General features: G+C 34.5%; 16 protein-coding genes. 9 read left to right on the top strand and 7 right to left on the bottom strand.

Annotation, left to right across the window (positions count from 1 at the left end):
* The 5 genes from ACFFGA_RS04485 to ACFFGA_RS04465 all read right to left on the bottom strand — a co-directional run bounded on the left by ACFFGA_RS04485 (nucleotide 1) and on the right by ACFFGA_RS04465 (nucleotide 7,341).
* Complete coding sequence (locus tag ACFFGA_RS04485; RefSeq protein WP_386060258.1) at nucleotides 1–297, bottom strand: thioredoxin family protein; 297 nt, start codon at nucleotides 295–297, stop codon at nucleotides 1–3.
* 106 nt (nucleotides 298–403) lie between these two features.
* Nucleotides 404–1,693, bottom strand: coding sequence for a metallophosphoesterase (locus tag ACFFGA_RS04480; RefSeq protein ID WP_386060255.1), 1,290 nt, complete (start codon nucleotides 1,691–1,693; stop codon nucleotides 404–406).
* Nucleotides 1,694–1,734: 41 nt separating this feature from the next.
* Nucleotides 1,735–4,215 carry a beta-mannosidase gene (locus ACFFGA_RS04475; RefSeq protein WP_386060252.1) on the bottom strand — a complete coding sequence of 827 codons (2,481 nt, stop codon included), beginning with the start codon at nucleotides 4,213–4,215 and terminating at the stop codon, nucleotides 1,735–1,737.
* A 44-nt stretch (nucleotides 4,216–4,259) separates the two neighbouring features.
* Complete coding sequence (locus ACFFGA_RS04470) at nucleotides 4,260–4,952, bottom strand: copper homeostasis protein CutC (RefSeq protein WP_386060636.1); 693 nt, start codon at nucleotides 4,950–4,952, stop codon at nucleotides 4,260–4,262.
* 121 nt (nucleotides 4,953–5,073) lie between these two features.
* Nucleotides 5,074–7,341 carry a beta-N-acetylhexosaminidase gene (locus ACFFGA_RS04465; protein ID WP_386060250.1) on the bottom strand — a complete coding sequence of 756 codons (2,268 nt, stop codon included), beginning with the start codon at nucleotides 7,339–7,341 and terminating at the stop codon, nucleotides 5,074–5,076.
* Between the two features lie 35 nt (nucleotides 7,342–7,376).
* Here ACFFGA_RS04465 and ACFFGA_RS04460 point away from each other — a divergent pair, with 35 nt between their 5' ends.
* The 7 genes from ACFFGA_RS04460 (at nucleotide 7,377) to ACFFGA_RS04430 (ending at nucleotide 19,200) form a co-directional block, all read left to right on the top strand.
* Complete coding sequence (locus ACFFGA_RS04460) at nucleotides 7,377–10,310, top strand: GH92 family glycosyl hydrolase (protein ID WP_386060247.1); 2,934 nt, start codon at nucleotides 7,377–7,379, stop codon at nucleotides 10,308–10,310.
* A 1-nt stretch (nucleotide 10,311) separates the two neighbouring features.
* On the top strand, nucleotides 10,312–10,677 hold the full coding sequence (locus ACFFGA_RS04455) for a VOC family protein (protein WP_386060244.1): 366 nt from the start codon (nucleotides 10,312–10,314) through the stop codon (nucleotides 10,675–10,677).
* A gap of 13 nt (nucleotides 10,678–10,690) precedes the next feature.
* Nucleotides 10,691–12,361 (top strand): MFS transporter, encoded by a 1,671-nt coding sequence (locus tag ACFFGA_RS04450; RefSeq protein WP_386060241.1) that lies wholly within the window; start codon nucleotides 10,691–10,693, stop codon nucleotides 12,359–12,361.
* Between the two features lie 19 nt (nucleotides 12,362–12,380).
* Nucleotides 12,381–13,400: an isoaspartyl peptidase/L-asparaginase family protein gene (locus tag ACFFGA_RS04445; RefSeq protein ID WP_386060238.1), complete on the top strand. Its 1,020-nt coding sequence runs from the start codon at nucleotides 12,381–12,383 to the stop codon at nucleotides 13,398–13,400.
* A 33-nt stretch (nucleotides 13,401–13,433) separates the two neighbouring features.
* Nucleotides 13,434–15,386, top strand: coding sequence for a tetratricopeptide repeat-containing sensor histidine kinase (locus tag ACFFGA_RS04440; RefSeq protein WP_386060235.1), 1,953 nt, complete (start codon nucleotides 13,434–13,436; stop codon nucleotides 15,384–15,386).
* A gap of 98 nt (nucleotides 15,387–15,484) precedes the next feature.
* Nucleotides 15,485–16,174, top strand: coding sequence for a LytR/AlgR family response regulator transcription factor (locus ACFFGA_RS04435; protein WP_386060232.1), 690 nt, complete (start codon nucleotides 15,485–15,487; stop codon nucleotides 16,172–16,174).
* A gap of 179 nt (nucleotides 16,175–16,353) precedes the next feature.
* On the top strand, nucleotides 16,354–19,200 hold the full coding sequence (locus tag ACFFGA_RS04430) for a tail fiber domain-containing protein (RefSeq protein WP_386060229.1): 2,847 nt from the start codon (nucleotides 16,354–16,356) through the stop codon (nucleotides 19,198–19,200).
* 258 nt (nucleotides 19,201–19,458) lie between these two features.
* On the opposite strand, the gene ACFFGA_RS04425 is transcribed toward ACFFGA_RS04430, so the two are convergent.
* The gene (locus ACFFGA_RS04425; RefSeq protein ID WP_386060226.1) at nucleotides 19,459–20,871 is read right to left on the bottom strand and encodes an aldehyde dehydrogenase family protein; all 1,413 of its coding nucleotides are present in this window, start codon (nucleotides 20,869–20,871) and stop codon (nucleotides 19,459–19,461) included.
* 277 nt (nucleotides 20,872–21,148) lie between these two features.
* On the opposite strand from ACFFGA_RS04425, the gene ACFFGA_RS04420 reads away from it, so the two are divergent.
* A complete protein-coding gene (locus ACFFGA_RS04420) occupies nucleotides 21,149–21,409 on the top strand; it encodes a hypothetical protein (RefSeq protein WP_386060223.1) in 261 nt (86 codons plus the stop codon).
* 67 nt (nucleotides 21,410–21,476) lie between these two features.
* On the opposite strand, the gene cphA is transcribed toward ACFFGA_RS04420, so the two are convergent.
* Nucleotides 21,477–24,119 (bottom strand): cyanophycin synthetase, encoded by a 2,643-nt coding sequence (gene cphA, locus ACFFGA_RS04415; protein ID WP_386060220.1) that lies wholly within the window; start codon nucleotides 24,117–24,119, stop codon nucleotides 21,477–21,479.
* A 99-nt stretch (nucleotides 24,120–24,218) separates the two neighbouring features.
* Here cphA and ACFFGA_RS04410 point away from each other — a divergent pair, with 99 nt between their 5' ends.
* Nucleotides 24,219–25,079 (top strand): cyanophycinase, encoded by an 861-nt coding sequence (locus ACFFGA_RS04410; protein WP_386060217.1) that lies wholly within the window; start codon nucleotides 24,219–24,221, stop codon nucleotides 25,077–25,079.
* Nucleotides 25,080–25,085: the final 6 nt, after the last annotated feature.

Genomic DNA, 25,085 nt, shown 5'->3' with positions numbered 1-25,085 from the left:
CTAAACGTATTCTTGAATAATTTCAATTAAAGTGTTGGCATCTTGCTCACCACTATGGCGCCATTTCATCTCTCCATTTTTATAGATAATTAACGTCGGCAAGCCTTTAACCCTAAGTGCTTCGGCTAACTCCTTATTTTTATCTACATCTATTTTAATGACTTTAGCTTTATTGCCAAGAGCAGCTGCTACATCTCTTAGTACAGGATGCATAGCAACAGATTGGTCATTCCATTCTGTATAGAAGTCTAATAGTACCGGAATATCGACATCTATTAATTCCCCAAATTTTGACATACATTATAGTTTTAGTCAAACGTGTTTTACAAACCTACATAAAATTTTTATAGTAACCTTTAGTAGGTTCAGTACTAGTTATATAAAAATAAGCATTTCTAAACAATTATGTGGCTTTTGCACCCTTTTTAAGCTCTATTACTGTAATTTCTGGCCAGATTCCTACTCTGCCAGGGAAAGCAAGATACCCAAAACCTCTATTAACGTTTAAATATTTACCTTTCTCTTTGTACATTCCTGCCCATTTTGGATAACGGTATTTTACAGGACTCCATTTTATACCTAAAAACGGTAATTCAATACCAAATTGCATACCATGTGTATGTCCTGCAAGGGTTAATTGAATCTCTTTTTCAAAATTAATGACATTAGTTTCATCTATAACTATGTCGTGGTTATTAATATCATCAGTGTTGAGTTCCATCTCTTTGTAATCAAAGTGCGAAGGATCATGACTCAGTAGAATATTAAATTCATCAGTACCAATATTTTTAGTAGCGTCAATTAAACTTCCTCGCTTTGGAAAATGGCGAGAGGCTCCCCAATTTTCTACACCCACGATGTTAATATGTTGACCATTTTTTTCAATGCGTCGGCTTTCATTCAACAATAAATCAAAACCTATTCGCTCATGAACCGCTTCCATTTCCATCTGGTTGCTCTTATTCAATTCAATATCTCCACCATAAGCGTAATACCCATAATCATGATTTCCTAACACAGAAAACTTACCATCTTTAGCTTTAAACTTATCAAAAACTGAAAGCCAGCCAATCATCTCCTCTGCTTTGCTATTCACAATATCACCTGTAAATAAAATAAGATCACTTTCTTGTTTATTTACCAACTCAACACCTTCTGCAATAGCTTCTTTACTTTCCAAACTTCCAGAGTGAATATCACTGATATGCGTAATTTTATAACCATCAAAAGCCTCAGGTAAATCTTCAAAAAACAACTGATGATTTATAACTTGGAAGTTATATTTTCCTCTAGTAATTCCATACAAAAACGATGCAAACGGAATGGCAGCAATACCTAAAGCAAGTTTAGAAACAAACTCTCTTCTTCCATTAAAATGAGCCGAATCCTTAGTTAATTTCTGAATTAAGTACGAAATGGATCGCACCAAATCTTCACCAAACATAAATAATACTAAAAATAGTTTTGGAAGAAACAGCGTAAATAAAAATGCTACTGCATAACCATGACCATGTGTAAAGCTTTCTCCTCTTACAAAATTGTAATAGTAGTAAGTGAAATTCACAATCACCACTACAGAAAGCATCCAATAAATCAGATAAACCCAAAAGCTTTTGGTTAAGGTTCTTACCACCTGAAAGGCATAGAAATCAAGTAAAAAGATTAGGATAATTAATACAATCCAACGCAGCATAAATAATTTTTATTTACAAATTTAGAGAACGAAACTTCAAACTATCTTATAAAATTGTTAATGCATTTAATATTAAAGTTAACTGATTCCTTGTTTTGGGTAAGAAATTCAATGGTTTTTGGTTCATTTGGCAATAAATCGAAGAAATTATCAGAAAAATGTCCTTTTGCTTTTGCAAACAAAAACACATCTTTTTGAAGGGTTTTACTTGATAATTCAATAGAAAAACCATTTTCAGTTTTTAATGTTTTTTGCTGAATTTCTGCTTGTCTCAACTTTAAATCCTTTGGTTTTACAAAGAAGAAGTAGGATTTTTCATTGTTAAATTTTGAAACCAAAACAGTTTCATTTTTTTTAAATTGTATCCTGTTTAAATCTAATGAATGCTTAATACCACTAGAATTAGAATCCACTTTTATTGCTTTTGAATTTTCCCAAATTATGTTTCCATCGAAATCTATCAACTGCAAAATCAAAGTTCCTTTGCGTGAAACCAAATCATCATTAACAATCCAAGTTTCCAAAATACCATTTTCAACTTTTGAAGAGATTAATAAGTTCTCAAAACTTCGTTTCGCTTTATAATGTAAGGCTTTCCAATTTCCAAAATAGTCGATACTGCTCCAAGACACAGCAGGCCAACAATCATTGAGTTGCCAATATAAAGTTCCCATATTATAGGGCTTTGCTCGTCGTTGCGCTTCGATGCCTTTTGTGATTCCATAAGCTTGTAAAACCTGACTCATATACACATAGTCCTCTGGACTTTCTGGCACAGGAAAATCACGCTTCATATAATCTTCAATAATTTGAAACCCTCTGGAATGTTTTTGATGATTTTTAAAGCCTTCGGAAGTTATTTCTAAACTATCATTCTGATTAATAAACCGAATCGTTTCATAACTCGGAAAGGATTGAAATCCGAACTCACTCATAAAACGTGGTACGTTTTCTTCTAAATGTTCAAACTGATAGCCGTCGTGCCAAATCCACCAATCATGTGCATCTCCTTCGGTTTTGTATTTGGGATTTCCTCTGCCGTATTTTGGAGAGCTTTCCCAATAATCTATGTCAGTTAATTGCTCAACTGTATTTGGTAAAATAGAATCAAATACTTTTAAATAGCTGTTCCAAATTTCTTCTTTTTCTTCTTCACTTCTACCATCTTGCCAACCCCAACGATGCCAGCCTTCTGAATTTTCATTGTTACCGCACCACAACGCAATTGAAGCGTGATTCCTAAGACGTTTTACATTGTCGATAGCTTCTAGTTTTACATTCTCCAAAAAATTTGTATCGCCAGGATACATAGCACAAGCAAACATAAAATCTTGCCATACCAAAATGCCTTTTTCATCACATAAGTCATAGAAAATATCATTTTCATAAATACCTCCTCCCCAAACTCTAAGCATATTCATATTGGCATCGACCACATCATTTAAGAGTTTTTCATAATGGGTATCTGTGACGTTATTCTGAAAGCTGTTTTGCGGAATGTAATTCGCTCCTTTGGCGTAAACTGGCACGTCATTGACTTTAAAATAAAAGGACTCGCCAATACTATCTTTTTCAGTGACTAACTCTATAGTTCTTAATCCTTTTTTAATTGAAATACTGTCTAGAATTTTATTTTCTTCTTTTACAACCACCTTTATATCATACAAATAAGGTTCTCCCAAATTGTGTGGCCACCAGCGTTTCGGATTTTTTAATTGAAAACGAGTAGCCCAAGTATAACCTTTTAAAACTTCACTGGAAGTCTTCATTAGCTTATCATTAATGTAGATTTTATAAGTTAAATTTTTATCTAGTTCTACATTCGAAAGTTTTTTAACATCAAGTAAAATATCCGCGATAGAATCATTTAATTTAATTTGTTTTATGTCTATTTCTCTTATTTTATAATCATTCCAAGCCACCAACTTAATCGGCCGCCAAATCCCACTAGTATTTAACTTCGGTCCCCAATCCCAACCATATTGAAATTGCGCTTTTCTTGTAAAAATGCGTTCACCTTCTGGTAAATTATATTTAAGCTTAATAATTTCATCTAGTTCGTATTTAGATGTTCTATCAAAAATAATATGCAAGTTGTTTTCTTTTTTTAATAGAGGTTTAACATCAACTTTAAATTCCCTAAAAGCATTATTTGTTTTCAGAATTAAACTGTCATTCAAATAAACCGAAGCATAGGTGTCTAAACCTTCAAAATTGAGTTCTATATTTTTCTTTTGTAGTGTTTCTTCAACTAAAGAAAATGTAGTTTTATATTCCCAATCGGTTTCAGAAACCCATTGTACGTCTTCTTCATTATTGCCAATAAATGGATCTTCTATTAAGCCCAGTTCTAACAAATCGGAATGTACATTACCAGGAACTGTTGTAGGTTTCCATTCTAAGTGATGTGTATTTTTAAATTGCCAGTTTTCATCTAATTCAATAATTACAGGCACATCATGTTTTGGTTGACAGCTAAAACAAATCAAACATAAAGTGAAGAAAAAAAATAGGTGTTTCATATAAGGCCTTTTGAGACTTTTCTGGTGTTAAAAACCTGAAAGGTCTAATTTATTACATTTAAAATGGCTTTAATTTTTTGAGGATCCGAAGCTGTTAATGGCACCGAGAATAATGAGTCTTTTTCCTCTAGTTGTGATGACGCTGATGCGTGGATTTCCTTTAATCCAATTTCTTTAAATTTTGATGCATTTTCTGAGTTAATGCCTCCTCCAGCTAAAATCATGATTCTTCCTTTTGATAATTCATGAAGTTCTTTCAGTAAATCTATGCCTAATTCAGCTGATTGTTTTTGACCAGACGTCAATACACGTTCAACTCCCAAATTAATTAATTGTTCCAAAGCTTCTTTCGGATTTACGACTTCATCGAACGCACGATGGAATGTGAATTTCAATGGTCTTGATAAATCTACTAGTTCTTTTGTTCGTCTTAAATCTATAGTTTTATCAGCATTTAAAACTCCCGAAACAATCCCTTGACAACCCAATTCTTTGCAGAGTTGAATATCGTGTTTCATAATTTCAAATTCATCTTCTGAATACACAAAATTGCCTCCTCTTGGTCTGATTAATACAAACACAGAAATCCTTAAATTGTCAATTACTTGTTTTAATAAGCCATAGGATGGTGTAACGCCACCAACAGATAGTTCTTGACATAATTCTATGCGATGCGCGCCTGCATCGCAGGCATTTTTTGCAGATTGATATGAGTTGGCGCAGATTTCTAAAAGCATAATTCTAACTGTCATTGCGAGACCTTTTGGTCGTGGCAATCTGTTTGTTTTTTTATTCTTATCTCGATATGGTGAGATTCCCAAGTCCTTCGTCCTCGGAATGACGTTTTTATTTATATTATTAATTCACAATTATCTCATCAATAAACGTCCAAGCTTTATTACCAGCACCTTGTTTTCCTTCTGGGATTGTTCCGAAATTTGGAACTTTTAATTTTATAATTCTAGCCTTTTTCCCTTCTGTTTCAAATTTGAAGTTCATGAGAAAATCATCAAAATTAAAAACAGAAATATGGCTAAAATTATCATTATCAAATGCAAGCTCAACTACTTTTGGCGCATAAATCCACTGCCCATTCCCATTATAAAACCTTGTTTCAATGGTATTGATTTCCTTTTCCTCACCCAAATCAATAGTTATCTCAATATCCTCTCCCAAAAATCCTAACCATTCTTTATCTCCATATCTTGAATCGCTTCCACTAATACCATTTATAAGACCTTCAGCTCCACTTCCTGAATACGATTTATGTGGTTTTTTATCAATGGTGATTTTTGCTCCAACAGCTTTATGAAAATTAATTTCTTGGGTAAAGGTTTTACCGAGTTGTTTTTCAGAATTAAAAACAGCAGCATTTAGTTTTGTGCTTTTTGTAATTGGGATTCTTGCCGCATAAATTTCTGATTCTAAATTTGGCTCCGTTCCGTCTAAAGTATATCGAATGGTTTTGCCTTCCGTTAGAGTTTTAAACTCAAAAAAAGCTTTTCCATCTTCTGAAACTAAGTCTCCTTCAATTTCATATAAATGATTAGCATAATTCATACCTAAAGCATCCAAACGCTTATGAAAATGCTCTAATCTTGCTACAAAATCTTTATAATTTTTGTTTTCAGGGTTGGACCAAACCACTTCACTCATGGCCAACATTCTCGGAAAAGCCATATACTCAAGATGATCTTCTGTTTGTATGTATTCTGTCCAGATATTGCCTTGCGCACCTAGTACATATTTTGATTCTTCTTTGGTTAACTCGTCAGGAATTGGATTAAAACCATACACTTTTTCTAAAGGTAAAAAGCCACCAATAGCCAATGGTTCGTCTTCGCCATCGGACTGATAATAGTCAAAATAGCAATGCGATGTAGGTGTCATTACTACATTATGCCCAGATTTTGCTGCTTCAACTGCTCCACTCGTTCCTCTCCATGACATTACGGTTGCATTTGGTGCTAAACCACCTTCTAAAATTTCGTCACAACCAATAATTTGTCTGCCTTTTGAATTGAGATACTTTTCCATCTTTGTGATAAAATAGCTCTGTAATTCGTGCTCATCTTTTAACCCTTCGCTTTTAATTAAAGCTTGGCAGTGCGCACAATTTTTCCATCGTGTTTTTGGAGCTTCATCACCTCCTATATGAATAAAATCGCTTGGAAATAACTCTAATACCTCATCCAAAACATCTTCTAAAAACGCAAATGTCTTTTGGTTTGGACAAAAAATATCTTCAAAAACTCCCCATTTTTGAGCAACCTTAACTTGCTCTCCTGTGCAACCCAATTCTGGATAAGCTGCAATGGCAGCTTGTGCATGTCCAGGCATTTCAATTTCAGGAATCACAGTCACAAAACGTTCTTTAGCATAAGCAACAAGCTCCTTCACCTCTTCTTGCGTGTAATAACCACCATATCTTTTACCATCGAACTGATGTGGTTGGTCGCTGTAGTGCCCAACTAAAGTTTCATCTCTATATGCAGAAACCTCTTGTAATTTTGGATATTTTTTAATCTCTATTCGCCAACCTTGATCGTCGGTTAAATGCCAATGAAAAGTGTTCATCTTAAGCATGGCAAGTGCATCAATATATTTTTTGATGAACTCTACAGAAAACATATGTCGTGATACATCTAAGTGCATACCTCTATAAGTAAATTGAGGAGCATCTTCAATAACTAAAGCAGGAATATTGACTTGATTTCCTTCAAAGCTTCCACTTTCAAATTCAACTGGTAATAATTGTCTTAATGTTTGTACTGCATAAAATGCGCCTTGGTCTGTACTGGCTTTTATTTCAATAATATCTTCTGAAATATTAAGACTGTAAGCTTCTTTACCAAGATTTTTATCTACAATAAAAGTTATATCATTTCCAGAGTTGACTTTAATACCTCCACTTTCTAAATAGCTCTTTAAAAAATCGGAACTAATTTTAAAAGTATCTTCAGAATTAATACTTATTGTACGATTTAAAACAAAAGCCGACTTAGAAATGTCTATTGAATTAGGCTGTGGAATTATAGCAACTTCTTGTGCTTCAATAGGCTTATGTTGGCAACTTAAAACCGTTAACAACAAAATGATAAAACCAAACGATGTCTTGAAATGCATTTTAGTATATTAGATGCATTAAAATTAACATTCTTTTGAAGAATCCTAAACTTATTTCTGCTTTCATTGCGCTTATTGTACTTTTTGGGTGCGAGAAAAAGACTGACATTCAACCTGCTAAAAAAGATCAGCCACTCATTAACTACGTTAACACCTTTATTGGAACTGGTGGTCATGGCCATACCTATCCTGGCGCAACTCTGCCTTATGGTATGATGCAATTGAGTCCAGATACACGATTAGAAGGTTGGGATGGTTGCTCTGGCTATCATTATTCCGACAGTTATATTTATGGATTTTCGCATACACATCTCAGCGGAACAGGCATAAGCGATTATGGAGATGTGCTTTTAATGCCAACCAATGAGCATAATTTTCATAATGGAGCTGATGGTAAAAAAGGCTATAGAGCTCATTTTTCTCATGATAATGAAGTTGCCGAACCAGGTTACTATAAAGTACATTTAGACTCAACGAATATTGTTGTGGAATTGACAGTTTCGAAACGAAGTGGAATCCATAAATATCAATTTCCTTCTAGTGAAAATCAATTTGTGATTTTAGATTTAGTACATCGCGATAAAGTTTTAGATGCAAAAATTGATAAGATTTCTAATACAGAAATTGTTGGGTATCGTCATTCTGAAGCTTGGGCAAAAGATCAACGTTTATTCTTTGCCATTAAAACATCGCATCCTTTTAATGATATGTTACAATCGCCTCCAGAAACTGGAATGCCAGGCGCAAGACGTTCCTCACTAACATTTATTAATCCAAATAATGAACCAATTATAATAAAGATCGGAATTTCTGCCGTTGATATTGAAGGTGCGCGTAAAAATTTAGAAGCCGAAATCGGAAACAAAGATTTTGAAACGGTAAAAAAAGAAGCTCAAGATTATTGGGAAAAACAGCTAGAAAAAATCGTCATTGAGAGTGATGATTTGAATAAAAAAACAAACTTCTATTCAGCACTTTACCATACCATGATTGCACCAAACCGCTATCAAGATGTGGATGGTCGTTATAGAGGTATGGATTTAGAAATTCATAATGCCGATTTTGATTATTACACCGTGTTTTCACTTTGGGATACGTACAGAGCTGCGCATCCATTATACACTATTATCGAGCAAGAAAAAACCAATGATTTTATCAATACTTTTTTAGCGAAGTATGATGAAGGTGGCATTATGCCAATGTGGGATTTAGCAGGCAATTACACCGATTGTATGATTGGTTACCACGCAGTACCAGTAATTGCAGATGCCTATTTAAAAGGCATTAGAGGTTATGATACTGAAAAGGCTTTTGAAGCTATGAAGCATTCGGCAACCCGAGATAAATTTGGCTTAGAAGCATATAAAAAATATGGCTTTATTCCTGTGGATGAGGAAAGCGAATCAGTTTCTAAAACCTTAGAATATGCTTATGATGATTGGACGATTGCGCAAATGGCAAAGGACATGGGTAAGACTGAAGATTACAAAACCTACATTCAACGTGCACAGTTTTATAAAAATGTGTTTGATCCTGAAACTAAATTTATGCGTGGTCGTTTTAGAAATACGTGGTTTGCACCTTTCGATCCGTATGAAGTGAATTTTAATTACACCGAAGCCAATTCTTGGCAATACAGTTTTTATGTGCCTCAGGATATTTCAGGGTTTATAAATCTGCTTGGAGGAAAAGATAAACTAGAAGCACAACTCGATGAATTATTTAGCGCAAAGACGGAAACATCAGGTAGAGAACAATCTGATATTACTGGGTTGATTGGACAATATGCGCATGGTAACGAACCGAGTCATCACATGGCTTACCTCTATAATTTCGTCAATAAGCCTCATAAAACGCAAGAAAAAGTGCATCAGATTTTAACTGAGCTTTACAAGAATGAGCCTGATGGAGTTTCTGGAAACGAAGATTGCGGACAAATGAGTGCTTGGTATGTGTTGAGTTCTATGGGATTTTATTCGGTAACGCCAGGAAGTAATGAATACATTATAGGAACACCACTTTTTGATAAGGCAACTATCAATCTTGAAAATGGGAAGCAATTTAAAATGATGGCTAATAATTTAAGTGATACCAACATTTATATTGAGAGCGTAAAACTGAATGGTAAATCCTTAGAACATACTTTTATTAAACATTCTGATATCATTGTAGAGGGTACTCTTGAATTTAACATGACGAATCAACCTTCAACTTGGGGAACAAAAGAAGGAACAGAACCAAAAACTGAAATTACAGATCATCGTATTTTACCTTCGCCGTTTATTGCCAAAGGAGACATTACATTCAGAGATTCTACTGAAGTTGTTTTAGGAACTTCTGAAAAAGAGGCTAAAATCTATTATGCTATAGATTCTGATGACTTTAAATTATATGAAGCACCGTTTACCATCTCAAAAGATTGTAAAGTGAAGTTGTATTCCGAAAAAGGAGACTTAAAAAGTCCTGTTTTAACGACACCCTTTTTCAAAATAGATCCTAATCTTAGTATTACTTTAGAAAGTGAATTTGCTAATCAATATTCCGCAGGAGGAAACGATGCCCTTATCGATGGTATAAGAAGTACTAAAAATTACAGAACAGGAAGTTGGCAAGGGTATCATGACCAAGATTTGGTTGCTATTGTGGATTTAGGACAACAAAAACCTATCAACACTATTTCTATCAATTTTTTACAAGACCAAGGCGCTTGGATATTTTATCCTACCGAAGTGCAGTGTTTGGTTTCAAAAGACAATAAAAATTTTAAAGCCTTACCATCTCAAAAAATTGATGCATCCAATAGAAATAGTGAGCTTGAAATAAAAACCGTAGAATTTAAAATTCCAAAAACTGAATACAAATACGTAAAAATCATCGCCAAGAAAATGGGAGAACTTCCAGAGTGGCATTTAGGCTACCCATTGGATGGGAGAAGCTGGATTTTTGTGGATGAAATTTCGATAAAATAATATGGCATTTAACGCATTAATACCAACACTAGAAGTTGAAAACATGGATGAAACCATTGCGTTTTATGAAACTAATTTAGACTTCGTTTGTGTTAATAGAGATGATAATCATTGGGCTTTGATGACTAAAGACGATGTTGACATTATGTTATCATCACGTTTTAATAAAGATGAATTTCCTAAAACAACTTTTACAGGGAGTTTGTATATTCACACGGATGATGTCGATGTACTTTGGCAAATTCTAAAAGATAAAGTTGCAATTTGCTATCCTTTAGAAAACTTCGATTACGGCATGAGAGAATTTGCCATTTACGATAATAATGGCTACAGAATACAATTTGGACAAGAACTTGAAACTAACTAACAACTAATAAAAAATGAGCAACCAAAACAACAAATCTGCATTAGCTACGCTATGTACAGTCTTCTTTTTCTGGGGATTTATAGCAGCTTCAAATAGTGTATTTATACCCTTTTGTAAAACCTATTTTAACATCGATCAATTTCAGTCGCAATTGGTTGATTTTGCTTTTTATGGCGCTTATTACATCGGAGCATTAGCTCTTTTCGTTTTATCGAGTATTATAAAACGAGACATCCTTAATAATTGGGGTTACAAAAACGGTATTGTTTATGGTTTGTTATTATCTGCAATAGGAGCTTTTATCATGTACCCTGTAACCGCTGGAGCAGAACAAGGCCAGACAGGAGTATTCTATTTGGTACTCATCGCCTTTTTTATTGTAGCTCTTGGTTTTTCGTTACAACAAACGGCAGCCAACCCATTTACTGTGGCACTCGGTGATCCAAAAACAGGATCGCATCGTTTGAATTTAACAGGTGGAATTAATTCCTTCGGAACAACTATAGGTCCTGTTGTAGTAAGCCTAGTTATTTTTGGTTCGGCATCATGGAGTACAGATGAATTAGCTCAAATGATTACCAATAATGAAATCACCTTAATCACAGTTCAAAAATTATATTTAGGAGTTGGAGTTTTATTCTTAATTGCTGCTGCACTCTTTCATTTTTCAAAAAAATTACCAGCACTTAAATCTGAAACTGCTTTTGAACCAGCCAATAAGGCACGAAACTTATTAATCGTTTTAACCTTAGTTATTGTTGGTTGCTTCGGTTATATTTTTAGCACTTATGCTGGTAACGAAACTGCTACAGAGGAGATAGAAAACATTAGACTCATTTTGCTTTTTGTGGCTCTTGTTGCTGTTGTTGCTTCTGTATTTTATGCTAATACAAGCGCTAGTAAGAATGCTAGTGGTTGGGGAGCGATGAAATATCCACAGCTCGTTTTGGGCATGTTGGCAATCTTTACTTATGTTGGTGTAGAAGTTACTATTGGTAGTAATCTTGGCGAACTCTTAAAACAACCTTTTGAAGGCACATATCTAAATGCACTTGGACTACCTGTACTTAATGACTCTCAATTAGGGTCCTATATTTCTTTGTATTGGGGAGGATTAATGATTGGACGTTGGGTTGGTGCTGTAACTGTTTTTAATCCGAGTAAAGGCCTTAAAAAAGCGTTGCTAATTATTGTTCCTTATGTAGCATTTGGAGTTATTATTTTGGCAAACTCTATTAAATATAGTTTCACTACAGACGAAATATTATTCTTTGCTATTTGTATTGCAGTACAAATTGGAGGTTTCTTTTTAGCTAAAGATAATCCTGTGCAAACTCTGAAAATATTCAGTCTTTTAGGAATTTTAGGAATGCTAATTGGTCTTTTCTCTTCAGGAAATGTTGCTTTATTCGCGTTCTTATCTGGTGGTTTATTTTGCTCAATTATGTGGCCTTGTATTTTTACGTTGAGTATCGCTGGTTTAGGGAAATATACTTCACAAGGGTCGGCATTTTTAATAATGATGATTTTAGGTGGTGCTATTATTCCACCTGTTCAAGGGAAATTAGCTGATGTGTTCTCAATTCAAGGTTCGTATTGGATGGCAGTCGCCTGTTTTGCATATTTATTGTTTTATGCGTTTAGAACTAAGACGGTTTTAGACAAACAAGGTGTGACGTATTAATGGTTAAAAATTTAAACAGATGAAAAGACGCCATTTTATAAAAAACGCTTCCTTAACTGGAGTTGGTTTAGCTGTTGGAGCAAATCTCACCTCTTGTGATGACAAAAATTCAAAAGACAAAATCAAAGATAACAAAGCCGCTATCGCTGATTTGCAAGGTTTACCATTAGTCATCGCAACTTGGCATGTTATTGATGCTACTGCAAAAGCTATGGAAGTTCTCGAAGCTGGCGGAAATGCTCTTGATGCTGTTGAGCAAGGATGCCGAGTTGAAGAAGCCAATGAAAAAGGCCAATCCGTTGGAAAAGGTGGATTACCAGATAGAGATGGCAATGTAACACTCGATGCGTGTATAATGGACAAGCATGGAAATTGTGGTGCTGTAGTTTATCTTCAAGATATCACTCATGCGGTTTCTGTGGCCAGAAAAGTTATGGAAGACACACCTCACGTAATGTTAGCTGGTGAAGGAGCCAAACAATTCGCTATTTCAAAAGGTTTTGAACCTGAAGATTTATTAACCGAAGCTTCAAAAGAGGCATGGAATAAATGGAAAGTTGAAGCCAAATACAAACCCATTATAAACATTGAAAATCACGATACCATTGGCATGTTAGCCATTGATAAAAATGGTGATATTTCTGGCGCTTGTACTACAAGTGGCTTGGCCTATAAAATGAGTGGACGTGTTGGTGATTCACCAATCATAGGTTCTGGATTGTTTGTAGATAACGAAATTGGAGGCTGCGTTGCCACAGGTTTAGGTGAAGAAGTTGTAAAAACTGTTGGGAGTTTTTTAGTTGTAGAATTAATGCGACAAGGCAAATCACCACAAGAGGCATGTGAGGAAGCTATAAGCAGAATTGTGAACAAGCCTAACAGTGATTATAAAAATTTTCAAGTTGGGTATATTGCTGTAAACAAACGTGGAGAAATAGGGAGTTACTCAATCCATCAATGGTTTAGCATGACTAAATTCCAAAATGGAATTAATGAACAAATTCAGTCAGACTATTTTAATAAGGAAGAAAATTCTTAACTTGGAGGTTATTAACCCTTAACCACCAACACCTTGAAATATTATTACTTTGTTATTTTACTTTGTTTTTCCTGTGCTATAACTTCACAAAATAACGTAGATAAAAGCCAAAAGTTAATTGATTCATTACTCAATTCAGTTGATACGGTTGAGGATTATTACGAAAAAATTAAAGTGTTGACAAGCAATGCTGGTCGTATGCGCTACACGCCAATTACTAGACCTCTAATTGATAAGGCTGTTCAAATTTCCCAATTACAAAACAATGATAAACTGCTTGCCAATTCTTACTATTCATTAGGTAATTATTTCTTTTTTAATTCTAAAATTGATTCTGCTGAAATCTATATTGATAAATCTTTAAGCTATGTAAATGATGAGACGATGCCATTTCTTAGAGCAACAAATCTTATGACCAAAAGTGGTATTACAAGAAAAAAAGGAAATATTCCTCAAGCTTTAGCCATTATGCTCCGCGCAAAAGAAGCTATGGATAAAATAGATACCCTAACATTAGAAGCAGAGCAAATACGAAAGTATAAGGGTGAAAGTTTGGTTCTTAACAATGCTCTCGCCAATTATTATAATCAAATGGAAGAGGTAGATAAGGCCATAGAATATTACGATGGCGCCTATAAATCTGCTTTAAGCTTGGACTCAAAAGTTAATGCAGGTATTATTTTATCCAACAAAGGTGAGCTACTACTAGATCAAGGAAAAAATACAGAAGCGTTAGAATTATTTAAAGAAGGTAAAAAACTTAAGGAAGAAGGTAAAGCGCCTTCTCGTTTCATTATGAGTTCTTATTTAAATATTGGTAATGCACAGACCAAACTACAGCAATATGATGCAGCTGCCATTAACCTAAACAAAGCGCATCAACATTATATTGAAAATGGTCCTGAAGAAAATATTATTATTTCAAAAAACTACTTAGGTAGTTTGTTTATCGCTACAGAACAATTTAATGATGCCGTAACCGAATGTGAAGCTGCCAAAACTCTGGCACTAAAAAGCGGTAACCTTGAGCTTATTGCAGATGCCAGCAATTGCTTATCTGAAGCCTACAAAGCGGTTGGCAAATATGACAAAGCTCTTGAAAATTACAAGCTTCTGACCAAAACCAACGATTCTATTTTTAATGAAAACAACATCAAGAAGCAGACCCAACAAGAAATGCAATATGAGTTCAACAAAACGCAAGAACTTAACGCTTTAGAACTCGAAGCAAAGGAAAAGCAAAGCAAGTTATACTCTTATTTAGCAGGTTTAGGATTACTTTTAGCTATGGTTTTGGGCTTTTTCTTTTACAGAAACAGAAAACAAAACATAAAGTTAGCTAAGCAACAAAAATTGCTCAAAGCCACCATAGATGAAAAAAATGTGCTGCTAAAAGAAACACATCATCGTGTTAAAAACAGTTTTCAAATTGTATCTAGTTTATTGTATTTACAATCTGAAAGTGTTGTCGATAAAGAAGCGAAAATTGCCATAAAAGAAGCCGAAAACAGAGTGCGTTCTATGGTATTGATTCACCAAAAATTGTACAATAAAGATGAATTGGTGGGTATAAATGCCAAGGAATATTTTAGTGATTTGGTACGAGATATTTTTGAAAGTCATCAATTTAAATCCGAACCAATCCCTTATTCAATTGAGGCTGAATCGCTTGTATTAGATATTGAAACCATTACGCCTGTTGGCCTTATTCTTAACGAACTTATTGTAAACACTTTAAAACATGCTTTTGATAAAGTCACCTCAAAAAGTAAAATTGATATAAAATTCAATAAAGTAGGCGAAAACCTAGAACTCAAAGTGATTGACAATGGAAAAGGGTTTGAAGGCGAGATTAAAAGCACGTCTTTTGGCATTACTTTGATGAAAGCTTTATCTAAAAAACTCAATGCTTCTTTAAATTACACATCAGAACTTCATGAAGGAACTGAAGCTAAATTGGTAATGCGTAAATTTAACGTATTGTAATTAAGGTCGTCATTCACTAAATAAAACAGGGCATTCACTAAAAAAAGATAATTGTAACTTAGTGTTTAATTAGTTTAATGTTCTAAATTAAAAAAATCTTGAAATCCCTAAACATCTACATTGTTGAAGATGAGCCGCTTATAGTTTCTACTATAGAGGTAGCCTTACGTAAACAAGGTTTTTATGCTATTGGTGATGCTGAAGATTACGATACCGCTCTACGAGATATAGAACTGTTGAAACCAGATTTAACTTTAGTTGATATTCAATTGAGTGGTGATAAAGATGGTGTGGATTTAGCGGAAGCATTAGACAAGAAAAGATTACCCTATTTATTTTTATCTTCTCAAACCGACCCAAATACAATTGAACGTGTAAAACACACCAATCCTTTAGGTTACATAGTTAAACCATTTACCGAAACAGGTCTAAGAACCAATATTGAATTGGCTTGGCATAATTATCAGGATTCTAAACAGCATTTTTTAACTATTAAACATGAAGGAAGGTTACATCGCATAAACCAGAATACCATAAGTTATCTCAAGGCCTATGATAACTATTGTTATATTGTTACCAACGCCGAAACTTACTTAGTGCCACATACCTTAAAACATATTTCAGAACAATTAGAAGGTAACGATTTCATTAAGGCTCACCGCTCTTATGTGGTAAATCTTAAGCATATTTCTAGCATAGATAAAAACACCATTTTCCTAGGAGATGACAGCATTCCTGTAAGTGCTTCGCAGAAGAGTTTGGTAGTAAGTAAGTTAAAAAGCATATAATTTATGCTTAATTGTATTCACTAAATAAAAAAAGGCATTCGCTAAAAAGAAAATTTTAAAGCACTGGTTTTGAGCTAGCTTTATATAGCTATTAATCTGTTATTTCGCCTTTATACGACTTCTCTACAAAGATTTCCCTCAAGTTGTATAAGGGTTAAAGAACTCAAAAACATGTTATTATGAAGACAAAACTACTAGGCTTCGCGTTAACGACTTTACTATTTATTTTTACAACAAACGCACAAGTTGGAGTGGGCACAACCAACCCACAAGCGGCATTAGACATTGAAGCAAGCAACTCTTCAAGTCCTGCAATCGATGATGGTCTTTTAATTCCTCGTATGAGTGCATTTCCCGCAGCACCTGGAGCAACGAGAGATGGAATGCTTATCTTTTATACTGGCACAGGAGCATCTGGCAAAGGATTTTATTATTGGAATCAAGGTACCGGTTGGGTATTTTTAGCTGGTGCAAAAGAATTAAACGATCTTTCGGATGCAATTACCCATGGTGCTTCTAGCAGTCTATATATTGGAGATTTTTCTGGCACTAATGACGATGGCACAAATAACATTAATATAGGTATTGGAAGAAGAGCATTAAATTCCTTAGTGGATAACGATTTCAACTTAGCTATTGGTTCTACTTCTATGGAAGATTATCTAGGAAATTCCGTGCCTGGTAATAATGTATCCATAGGCCATAATGTTATGAAGAATATGACCACTGGTGCTTTAAATACTGCTATAGGCCAAGGTGCGATGGAGAATATTAACTTCAATTCCAATAGCAACGTTGCCGTGGGTACGTATGCACTTAGAAACCTTGGAGGAGGTGGAAACAATACTGTATTAGGCTATAGTGCCGGAAATAGCTCAGACGGATCAAACAATGTACTTTTGGGATTTAGTTCTGGAAACAACGTTGATGGGTCTGGCAATGTTTTTATAGGATATAATTCTGCATCTACATTATCCTCTGGAAGCAACTTGCTTTATATTGAAAATTCTTCATCTCTGTCACCATTAATTTATGGTGAATTTAATAATGATATTTTGAGAATCAATGGTACGTTCCAAGTTAATAATCCGAATAGCAATGGATATGCACTACCAACTACAGATGGAAGTGCTAATCAAATTCTACGAACCAACGGATCAGGTTACCTAAGTTTTGTGGATGTGACCACTTTGTTTACTGATACAGATGACCAGAACTTATCTTTTTCCGGTACCACATTAAGCATCCAAGATGGTAATAGTATAAATTTATCCTCATTGCAAGACGGAACAGGAACCGATGACCAAAACCTTACAGCCGCCTCACTAACTGGTACTACACTCAACTTAGGCATTGAAAACGGGACAGGAACTTCCATAAATTTAGCAGCATTACAAGACGGAACAGGTACTGATGACCAAAATATTCAAAATTTAGCGTTTAATTCTTCTACAAACATACTAACTGTGGGTATAGAAAACGGAACAGCACAAAATGTCAACTTATCGGCTCTAGATAGTGGAGGAGATATCAACCAAGTTAATGCAGGTAATGGACTTATTGGCGGAGGTGCAAGTGGTAGTGTTACAGTACATGCTGTAGGTACAAATGGCATAACTACTAATGCTAACGATTTTAGACTTGGAGGCAACTTAATACAAAACACAACCATTACTAATGGCACTAATGATTTCATTGTTAATGTAAATAGCTCAGGAACTTATAAAGTCCAAGATGGCGGTATTGACAAATTTGAGATGAACACTTTTGGTGATGCTGTATTCGGTGGCGACCTATATTGGAGGCAAGATAATACAAATGCGGCCTCAACGATTTTAGGTAGATTTATTAACGAGGCTGATGATGGAAGATTACAGATTTATGAAAATGGTACGGTTTCAATAGATTTAGATGCTAATACGGCATCTGTTTTCAACCAACAAGGTTTAGATAGAGACTTTAGAGTAGAGTCTGCATCAAATCAAAATATGCTTCTAGTTGATGCAGGAAGCAATAGAGTTTCTGTTGGTTCTGCTAATAATGCCGGCACATTTAACGTTACTGGAAATTCTTTTTTTTCAGACGATATATACCTAAGAGAAGGTGCTGTAAATAGCGGTGATATTTTAGCGAGATTATATGACAGTGGTGATGATGGTGTTCTAGAATTATATCAAAATAATAGTATGAACCATAGAATACACGGTAATGGTTTTACCATATTCAATTCTCAAAATTTAGATATCGATTTTAGAATAGAATCCGATAATTCTACTTATGCTTTTATGGTAGATGCTGGAGATGATTTGGTTAGAATTGGGAATGGTTCTGGCGGATTAGCACAACAAGGTTCTGTACGAACGGTTACATCAACAACAGGAACTGTAAATGTGACTGTAGATTATATAGCAAACATGCAAGGTGGCACTGGATCTACGGTTGGTTTAGGAACTGCTGAATTTGTAACAGATGGCGGTAATCAAGTGCTAATGATGGATGCAAATTTTATTCCATTTAATGACGACGATGACGGATTAGGGTTTTCTAACTTCCGCTGGACTGCGCTTTGGGCAACAGACGGTACAATAAACACTAGTGACCTTACATTAAAAAAAGACATAAAACCTCTAAATTACGGATTAGAGCAAATAATGAACGTTGAAACTATTACTTATAAATGGAAAAATGGAAAAACAGATGATACAAAAATTGGGTTTTCAGCTCAAAACTTGCAACAAATTCTTCCAGAAGTCGTAAGAGATTATGACCTTGTAAAACCAGATGAAAAAGGATCTAAGCCTGTAAAAGTTCCCTCTAGTGTTTTGGGAGTTTATTATTCAGATATCATTCCTGTAACGGTAAAAGCCATTCAAGAACTAAACACTAAAATTGAAAAACTTGAAGCAGAAAACTTAACCCTAAAACAACAATTAAGTAAACTACAACAACTAGAAGAACGCTTACTTGCATTAGAAAACAGAAGCACTAACAACTCAACTGAAACAGCTAGTGCTATTGAAGATTAAATAATTAATATAAATAGTAATTGTTTGAAGAAACGATTATGTTTTTGAGGAAAAAGTCGCAGTAGGGAGCGACTTTTTCAATTTTCAATAGTTAATATAGAACCCTAAAATCATTTACTAAAGAAATGTCGTCATTCACTAAAAAAATCTTGAATAAAGCCTCATTTGATTTAAATTTACTAAGCTATTAATCTAGTTACTTATAGATTAAAACTTTAGAGATAAAAGTCGCTGTAGGGAGCGGCTTTTTTCCTTTTATTAAAACCATTTTATGGTAAGTCTAGCCAATTTTTCTTTCAAATTTGTATAAGGCGGAAATAACAACTCAGTAATTCCAAAAGTATGTTGTTTAACTACAGCACGCTTATTACTAAAAGCTTCAAACCCATAAAACCCATGGCTTTTACCGATACCACTATTATTGGTGCCACCAAATGGTAAATTATGATTGGCGTAGTGTATAATATTATTATTTATACAAGTACCTCCCGCTCTTGTATTTTGTATCACCTTTTTAATGTTAGTTTTACTTTTACTGTAAACATATAATGCTAGTGGTCGCTCTTTAGAATTGATATAGCTTATAGCTTCATCTAAAGTATTATAGGTGACTATAGGTAAAATGGGTCCAAATATTTCTTCGTGCAGTAGTGTTGCTTCTTCTTTTATGTTAGAAATAATAGTTGGATCTATATATTTGGTATCTGCTTCAGTCTTACCACCTACCTCTACAGTTGCTCCCAAAGTTTTGGCGTTTTCAATATGAGAATTTAAACGTTCAAAATGCTTATCGGTTACAATTCTAGCATAAGATTCAGAATTTTGAGGTTGCTCTGTGTAGTAATGGATTAGCCATTTTTTACAGTATTTTAAAAACTTTTCTTTTAGGCTTTCGTCTATTAGCACGTAATCTGGCGACACACATATTTGACCAGCATTCATATATTTTCCCCAGATAATTTTCTTTGCAGCCGTATCTAAATTTGCTGTTTTGTCTAATACTGTAGGTGACTTTCCGCCAAGCTCTAAAGTAACCGATGCTAAATGTTTTGCTGCAGCCGTCATAACTATCTTACCAACGTTAGGAGAGCCTGTAAAAAAGATATGGTTAAATGGTAGTTTTAATAATTGAGTAGAGACCTCAACCTTGCCTTCAAGCAAAGCAACTTCATCTTCTGGAAATATATCTGCCACAATTTTAGCCATTAAGCCTGAAGAATTAGGCGTCATCTCTGACGGTTTAATTATAGCTGTATTACCTGCAGCAATTGCTGAGACTAATGGCCCAAACGTAAGATTGAAAGGAAAATTCCAAGGAGAAATTATTAGGCATACACCTTTGGGTTCGTATACATAATATGAACCAGAACCCAACATAGATAGTGGTGTCTCAACACTTTGCTTTCGCATCCATTGTCTTAGATGCTTTTTTGCATATTTAATCTCACCAATTATTTGATAGATTTCAGTGAGCTCTGCTTCTACTTTAGGTTTATTTAAATCCTTATGTAGTGCTTCTATAATTTGCTTTCTATAGGTAAATTCTATCGCTCGTTGAAGTGCATTTAGTTTTTTAACTCTCTGATTATAAGTGCTTTTACCTACTTTAAATTGATTATCCTTTTGTTTTGAAAACAACTGGTAATATGGATTTTCTTTAATATCATTCATTTTTCACTTCAATATTTACTTTTATTTACGCCATTTTTAAGTATTTCATCGATATTTTACACTTACCATTACAGATAATCTATAACTTTTATTAATTCACCTATAAAATCATTGATTTTAAAGGGCTAAAAGCTCATTTTATGCATTTCATCGATGTTTTTTACTAACAGATGTCAGTTATCTAATTATCGCCTTGTTTTATCTAAAATTTTCACCAAGATGATAAATGTGATGTTTCTTTGACTCGAAGTTAAAACAAATATAGCTTCTTACAATTATGAAAAAAGTTTTAGTCATATTATTATTCTTAACAATGTCTCTAGCAGGATTTGCACAGCAAGATATTGTAAGTAATGTTGAGACTAAACTTATTGAAACCATTGAAGCTGAAAAGCCTGAAGCAACAAAAGCAAGTATATCAGCTAAAACAAAAGCAAAGGTTTTAAAAATGAATCATAAAAAGAGTAACGAAATTATAAGTATAAAAGCTTACAGAAAGAGTCTTCAAATTAAGATTAAGACTGTAAAGCTTTGCTAAGAGCAAAATAAATAGTTAAAAAAAGCCGAAACTTATGTTTCGGCTTTTTTATTTTATATAACTCTACTTAATCTGCATAATTCAACTCTCCGTTAGCTTCTTTTTCTTTGAACTCTTTTACAAGATCGAGAGCATCTGGAATAACATCACTACACAATATAATTAAAGAACCTTTTACGGCATTTTTAACCGCAAATTTTATAGCTTCTTTTTCAGAAGGAATAATGGTCGTTTTCTTATTTGGGTCTTTCATTTTAATACCATCATCTAGCATTTTAATGAGCTCTTCTTCTGTTTTTCCACGTAAGCGCTTGTCTTGTCTAATTATAATTTCATCAAACATTTCAGCTGCAATGCTTCCCATTTCATTGTTATCCTCTACACGTCTATCACCTATACCTGCAATAATTCCGACCTTAACCGTAGCTTCTAACTCATCTGTAAACTTTTGTAACGCTCGCATTCCTGCTGGATTATGAGCATAATCTAAAAGTATTGTAAAGTCATTAAACTTAAAAAGATTTAAACGTCCTGGAGTCTGAGATGCTGATGGAATAAAAGTCTCTAAGGCAGCCTTCATATCTTCAATACTAATGCCTTGAACATGTGCTGCAAGAATAGCACCAAGTACATTCTGAATCATAAATTTCGCCTTTCCACCATAAGTTAACGGAATATCTTCAGCTTTCATAATTCTCATTTTCCATTCGCCTCTGCAAATTGTTACATATCCGTTTTCATAAACAGCTGTAATACCATGAAGACGTTGTAAAGCTTTTATTCTAGGATTATTTTCGTCCATAGAGAATAAGGCTACATTACAATTAACATTACGTCTCATATCGTAGACTAAATCATCATCAGCATTTAAAATGGCATATCCATCTGGTAACACAGTCTCTGGAATAACAGCTTTTACTTTTGCTAATTGCTCAATGGTATGTATCCCTTTTAAGCCCAAATGATCTGCAGCCACATTAGTGACCACTGCAACATCGCATTGTTTAAATCCAAGACCTGCTCTCAACAAACCTCCTCTTGCACATTCTAAAACAGCAAAATTCACTGTTGGATCTTTTAGCACAAACTCTGCACTTGCAGGACCTGTACAATCTCCTGTCATAAGTAATCTGTTTTGAATATAAACACCATCACTTGTGGTATAACCAACACGATGACCTTTCATTTTTGCAATATGAGCTATTAATCTTGTGGTTGTGGTTTTTCCGTTTGTACCAGATGTAGCTATAATAGGAATGCGACCTGTATCTCCTTTTATTGGAAATAGTTTATCAATTACTGGTGCCGCAACATTACGAGGCAAGCCAGATGTTGGAGCCAAATGCATTCTGAAACCAGGTCCAGCATTGACTTCTAGTACAGCACCACCAGTTTCGGATAAGGGTTTAGATATATCTGTAGTCATAATATCAATACCACAGATATCAAGGTCTATTATTTTAGATATTCGTTCAGCCATACTTACATTAGCTGGGTGAATTATATCTGTAATATCTTCCGCAGTACCTCCTGTACTTAAATTCGCCGTATCTTTTAAAATGAGACGTTCACCTTCATCAATTACAGATTCTAAAGTGTAGCCTGCATCCTTAATAATGGTTTTAGTTAACTCATTCACTGTAATTTGTGTCAATACATTCTCATGTCCAAAACCACGACGTGGATCGCTGTTAACTTTATCAATTAATTCTTGAATTGTAGATTTCCCATCTCCTACCACATGCGCTGGAGTTCTTAAAGCTCCTGCCACCAACTTGTTATTTATGACTAACAACCTATAGTCCTCACCTACAATAAACTTTTCTACTATAATAGCACCACTCTTGGAACTTTCTTTTGCATGCCTAAAGGCTACCAAAGCATCATCATAGTTTTTTATATCTACAGTAATTCCACGGCCATGATTACCATCTATTGGTTTAATTACCAAAGGGTAACCAACATAACGGCATGCCTCCTCCAAGCTTCGTTCTCGACGAATAATATCACCTCTCGGCACCTCAACCTCAGCTTGTTCTAACAGGTATTTTGTGTCTTCTTTATCACAAGCCAACTCTACTCCTATACTGCTAGTTTCGCTAGTTACCGTAGCCTGAATACGTTTCTGATTAGCACCGTAACCCAATTGACAAAGCGAATATTTATTCAATCTTATCCAAGGAATCCCTCTAGATTCCGCCTCTTCTACAATAGAACCAGTACTAGGGCCTAGACGATCTGCTTCTCTTAATTCTCGCATTTCCTGAATGTCTTCAGACAAATCATAATCTTCACCAGCAATTAAGGCTTCACAGATTCGTACTGCGGCTTTTGCAGCATAACGTCCTACAGACTCTTCCATATACGAAAAGACGACACTATAAACACCATGTTCGCCATATCCACGTGTTCTTCCAAATCCAGTATCCATACCAGCTAAGGTTTGAATTTCTAGAGCAATGTGCTCTATAATATGACCCATCCAAGTACCTTCATCGACACGCATAAAAAACCCACCTTCGCAACCTTCTGAACAGCGATGAGAATACATACTTGGGAACATTGTTTTTAAACGTTCTGGAAAACCTTCAATTTTATTAGATGGCAATTCCTCCATTTCCTCAAGATCTAGAACCATAACAATTAATTTATGGCGTCTAATAGACCAATAGTTAGGCCCTCTCATGGCATTTATTTCGCGTATCTTCATATAGGTTGGTTTTAAATTTTAGTAGTGAAAGATTATAAATATAGACATTTTCAATAAAAAAATTACCTTATTTTTGGGCAATATTTTTAGACTATAATTATGCAGAAGATAAAGGGAACATTAATACCAATTGGCGGAAATGAAGATAAAGGTATTGAGGCTGATGAAATGTACACTCTAGAATTTATTGATGAAGGTATTCTATATCATGTTGTAAAAGAAGCTGGAGGAACCGATGCAAATATTGTGGTAATACCAACGGCTTCAAGTATTCCTGTTGAAGTAGGCGAAAATTATTTAACTGCATTTAACACCTTAGGTTGTAAAAATGTTGAAGTACTTGATATTAGATCTATAGAAGATTCTGAAACTGATCGTGCCAAAACGCTTATAAAGAATGCCAATTGCGTCATGTTTTCTGGAGGTGACCAATCTAAAATAGCTGATAAAATTGGAGGTACAACTATTCATAAAATCTTACTAAAACGCTACAAAAATGAGTCTGGCTTTGTTATAGCTGGCACAAGTGCTGGTGCTATGGCAATGGCAAAACAAATGATAGCTGGTGGAAGTGCGTCTGAATCTTTTATTAAAGGTGCTGTAAAAATGTATAAAGGTTTGAGCCTGATTCCTGAACTAATTATTGATACACATTTTGTAAAACGAGGACGTTTTGGTAGAATTTCTGAAGCTATTGCACAATACCCTAAACTTATTGGGTTAGGATTGGCTGAGGACACTGGTTTAATTATTAAAGACAATTGTTTTGAAGTTATTGGCTCTGGAATGGTGATTGTTTTTGATGGCAGAAAAATAAAACATAACAACCATAGTGTTTTGAAAGTTGGTACACCAATGTCGTTAACGAATATGAAAACTCATATTTTATCTAATGGAGATCGCTTTAATATAAAAAACAAAAACATTGAAGTGCTTCCTATTGAAGCTCCTTTTATATAGCTTCTG

The organism is Winogradskyella pulchriflava (assembly GCF_042434315.1).
Classification (GTDB): domain Bacteria; phylum Bacteroidota; class Bacteroidia; order Flavobacteriales; family Flavobacteriaceae; genus Winogradskyella; species Winogradskyella pulchriflava.
The sequence above is the reverse complement of the archived record's forward strand: the minus strand, read 5'-3'. Positions and strand labels throughout refer to the sequence as shown.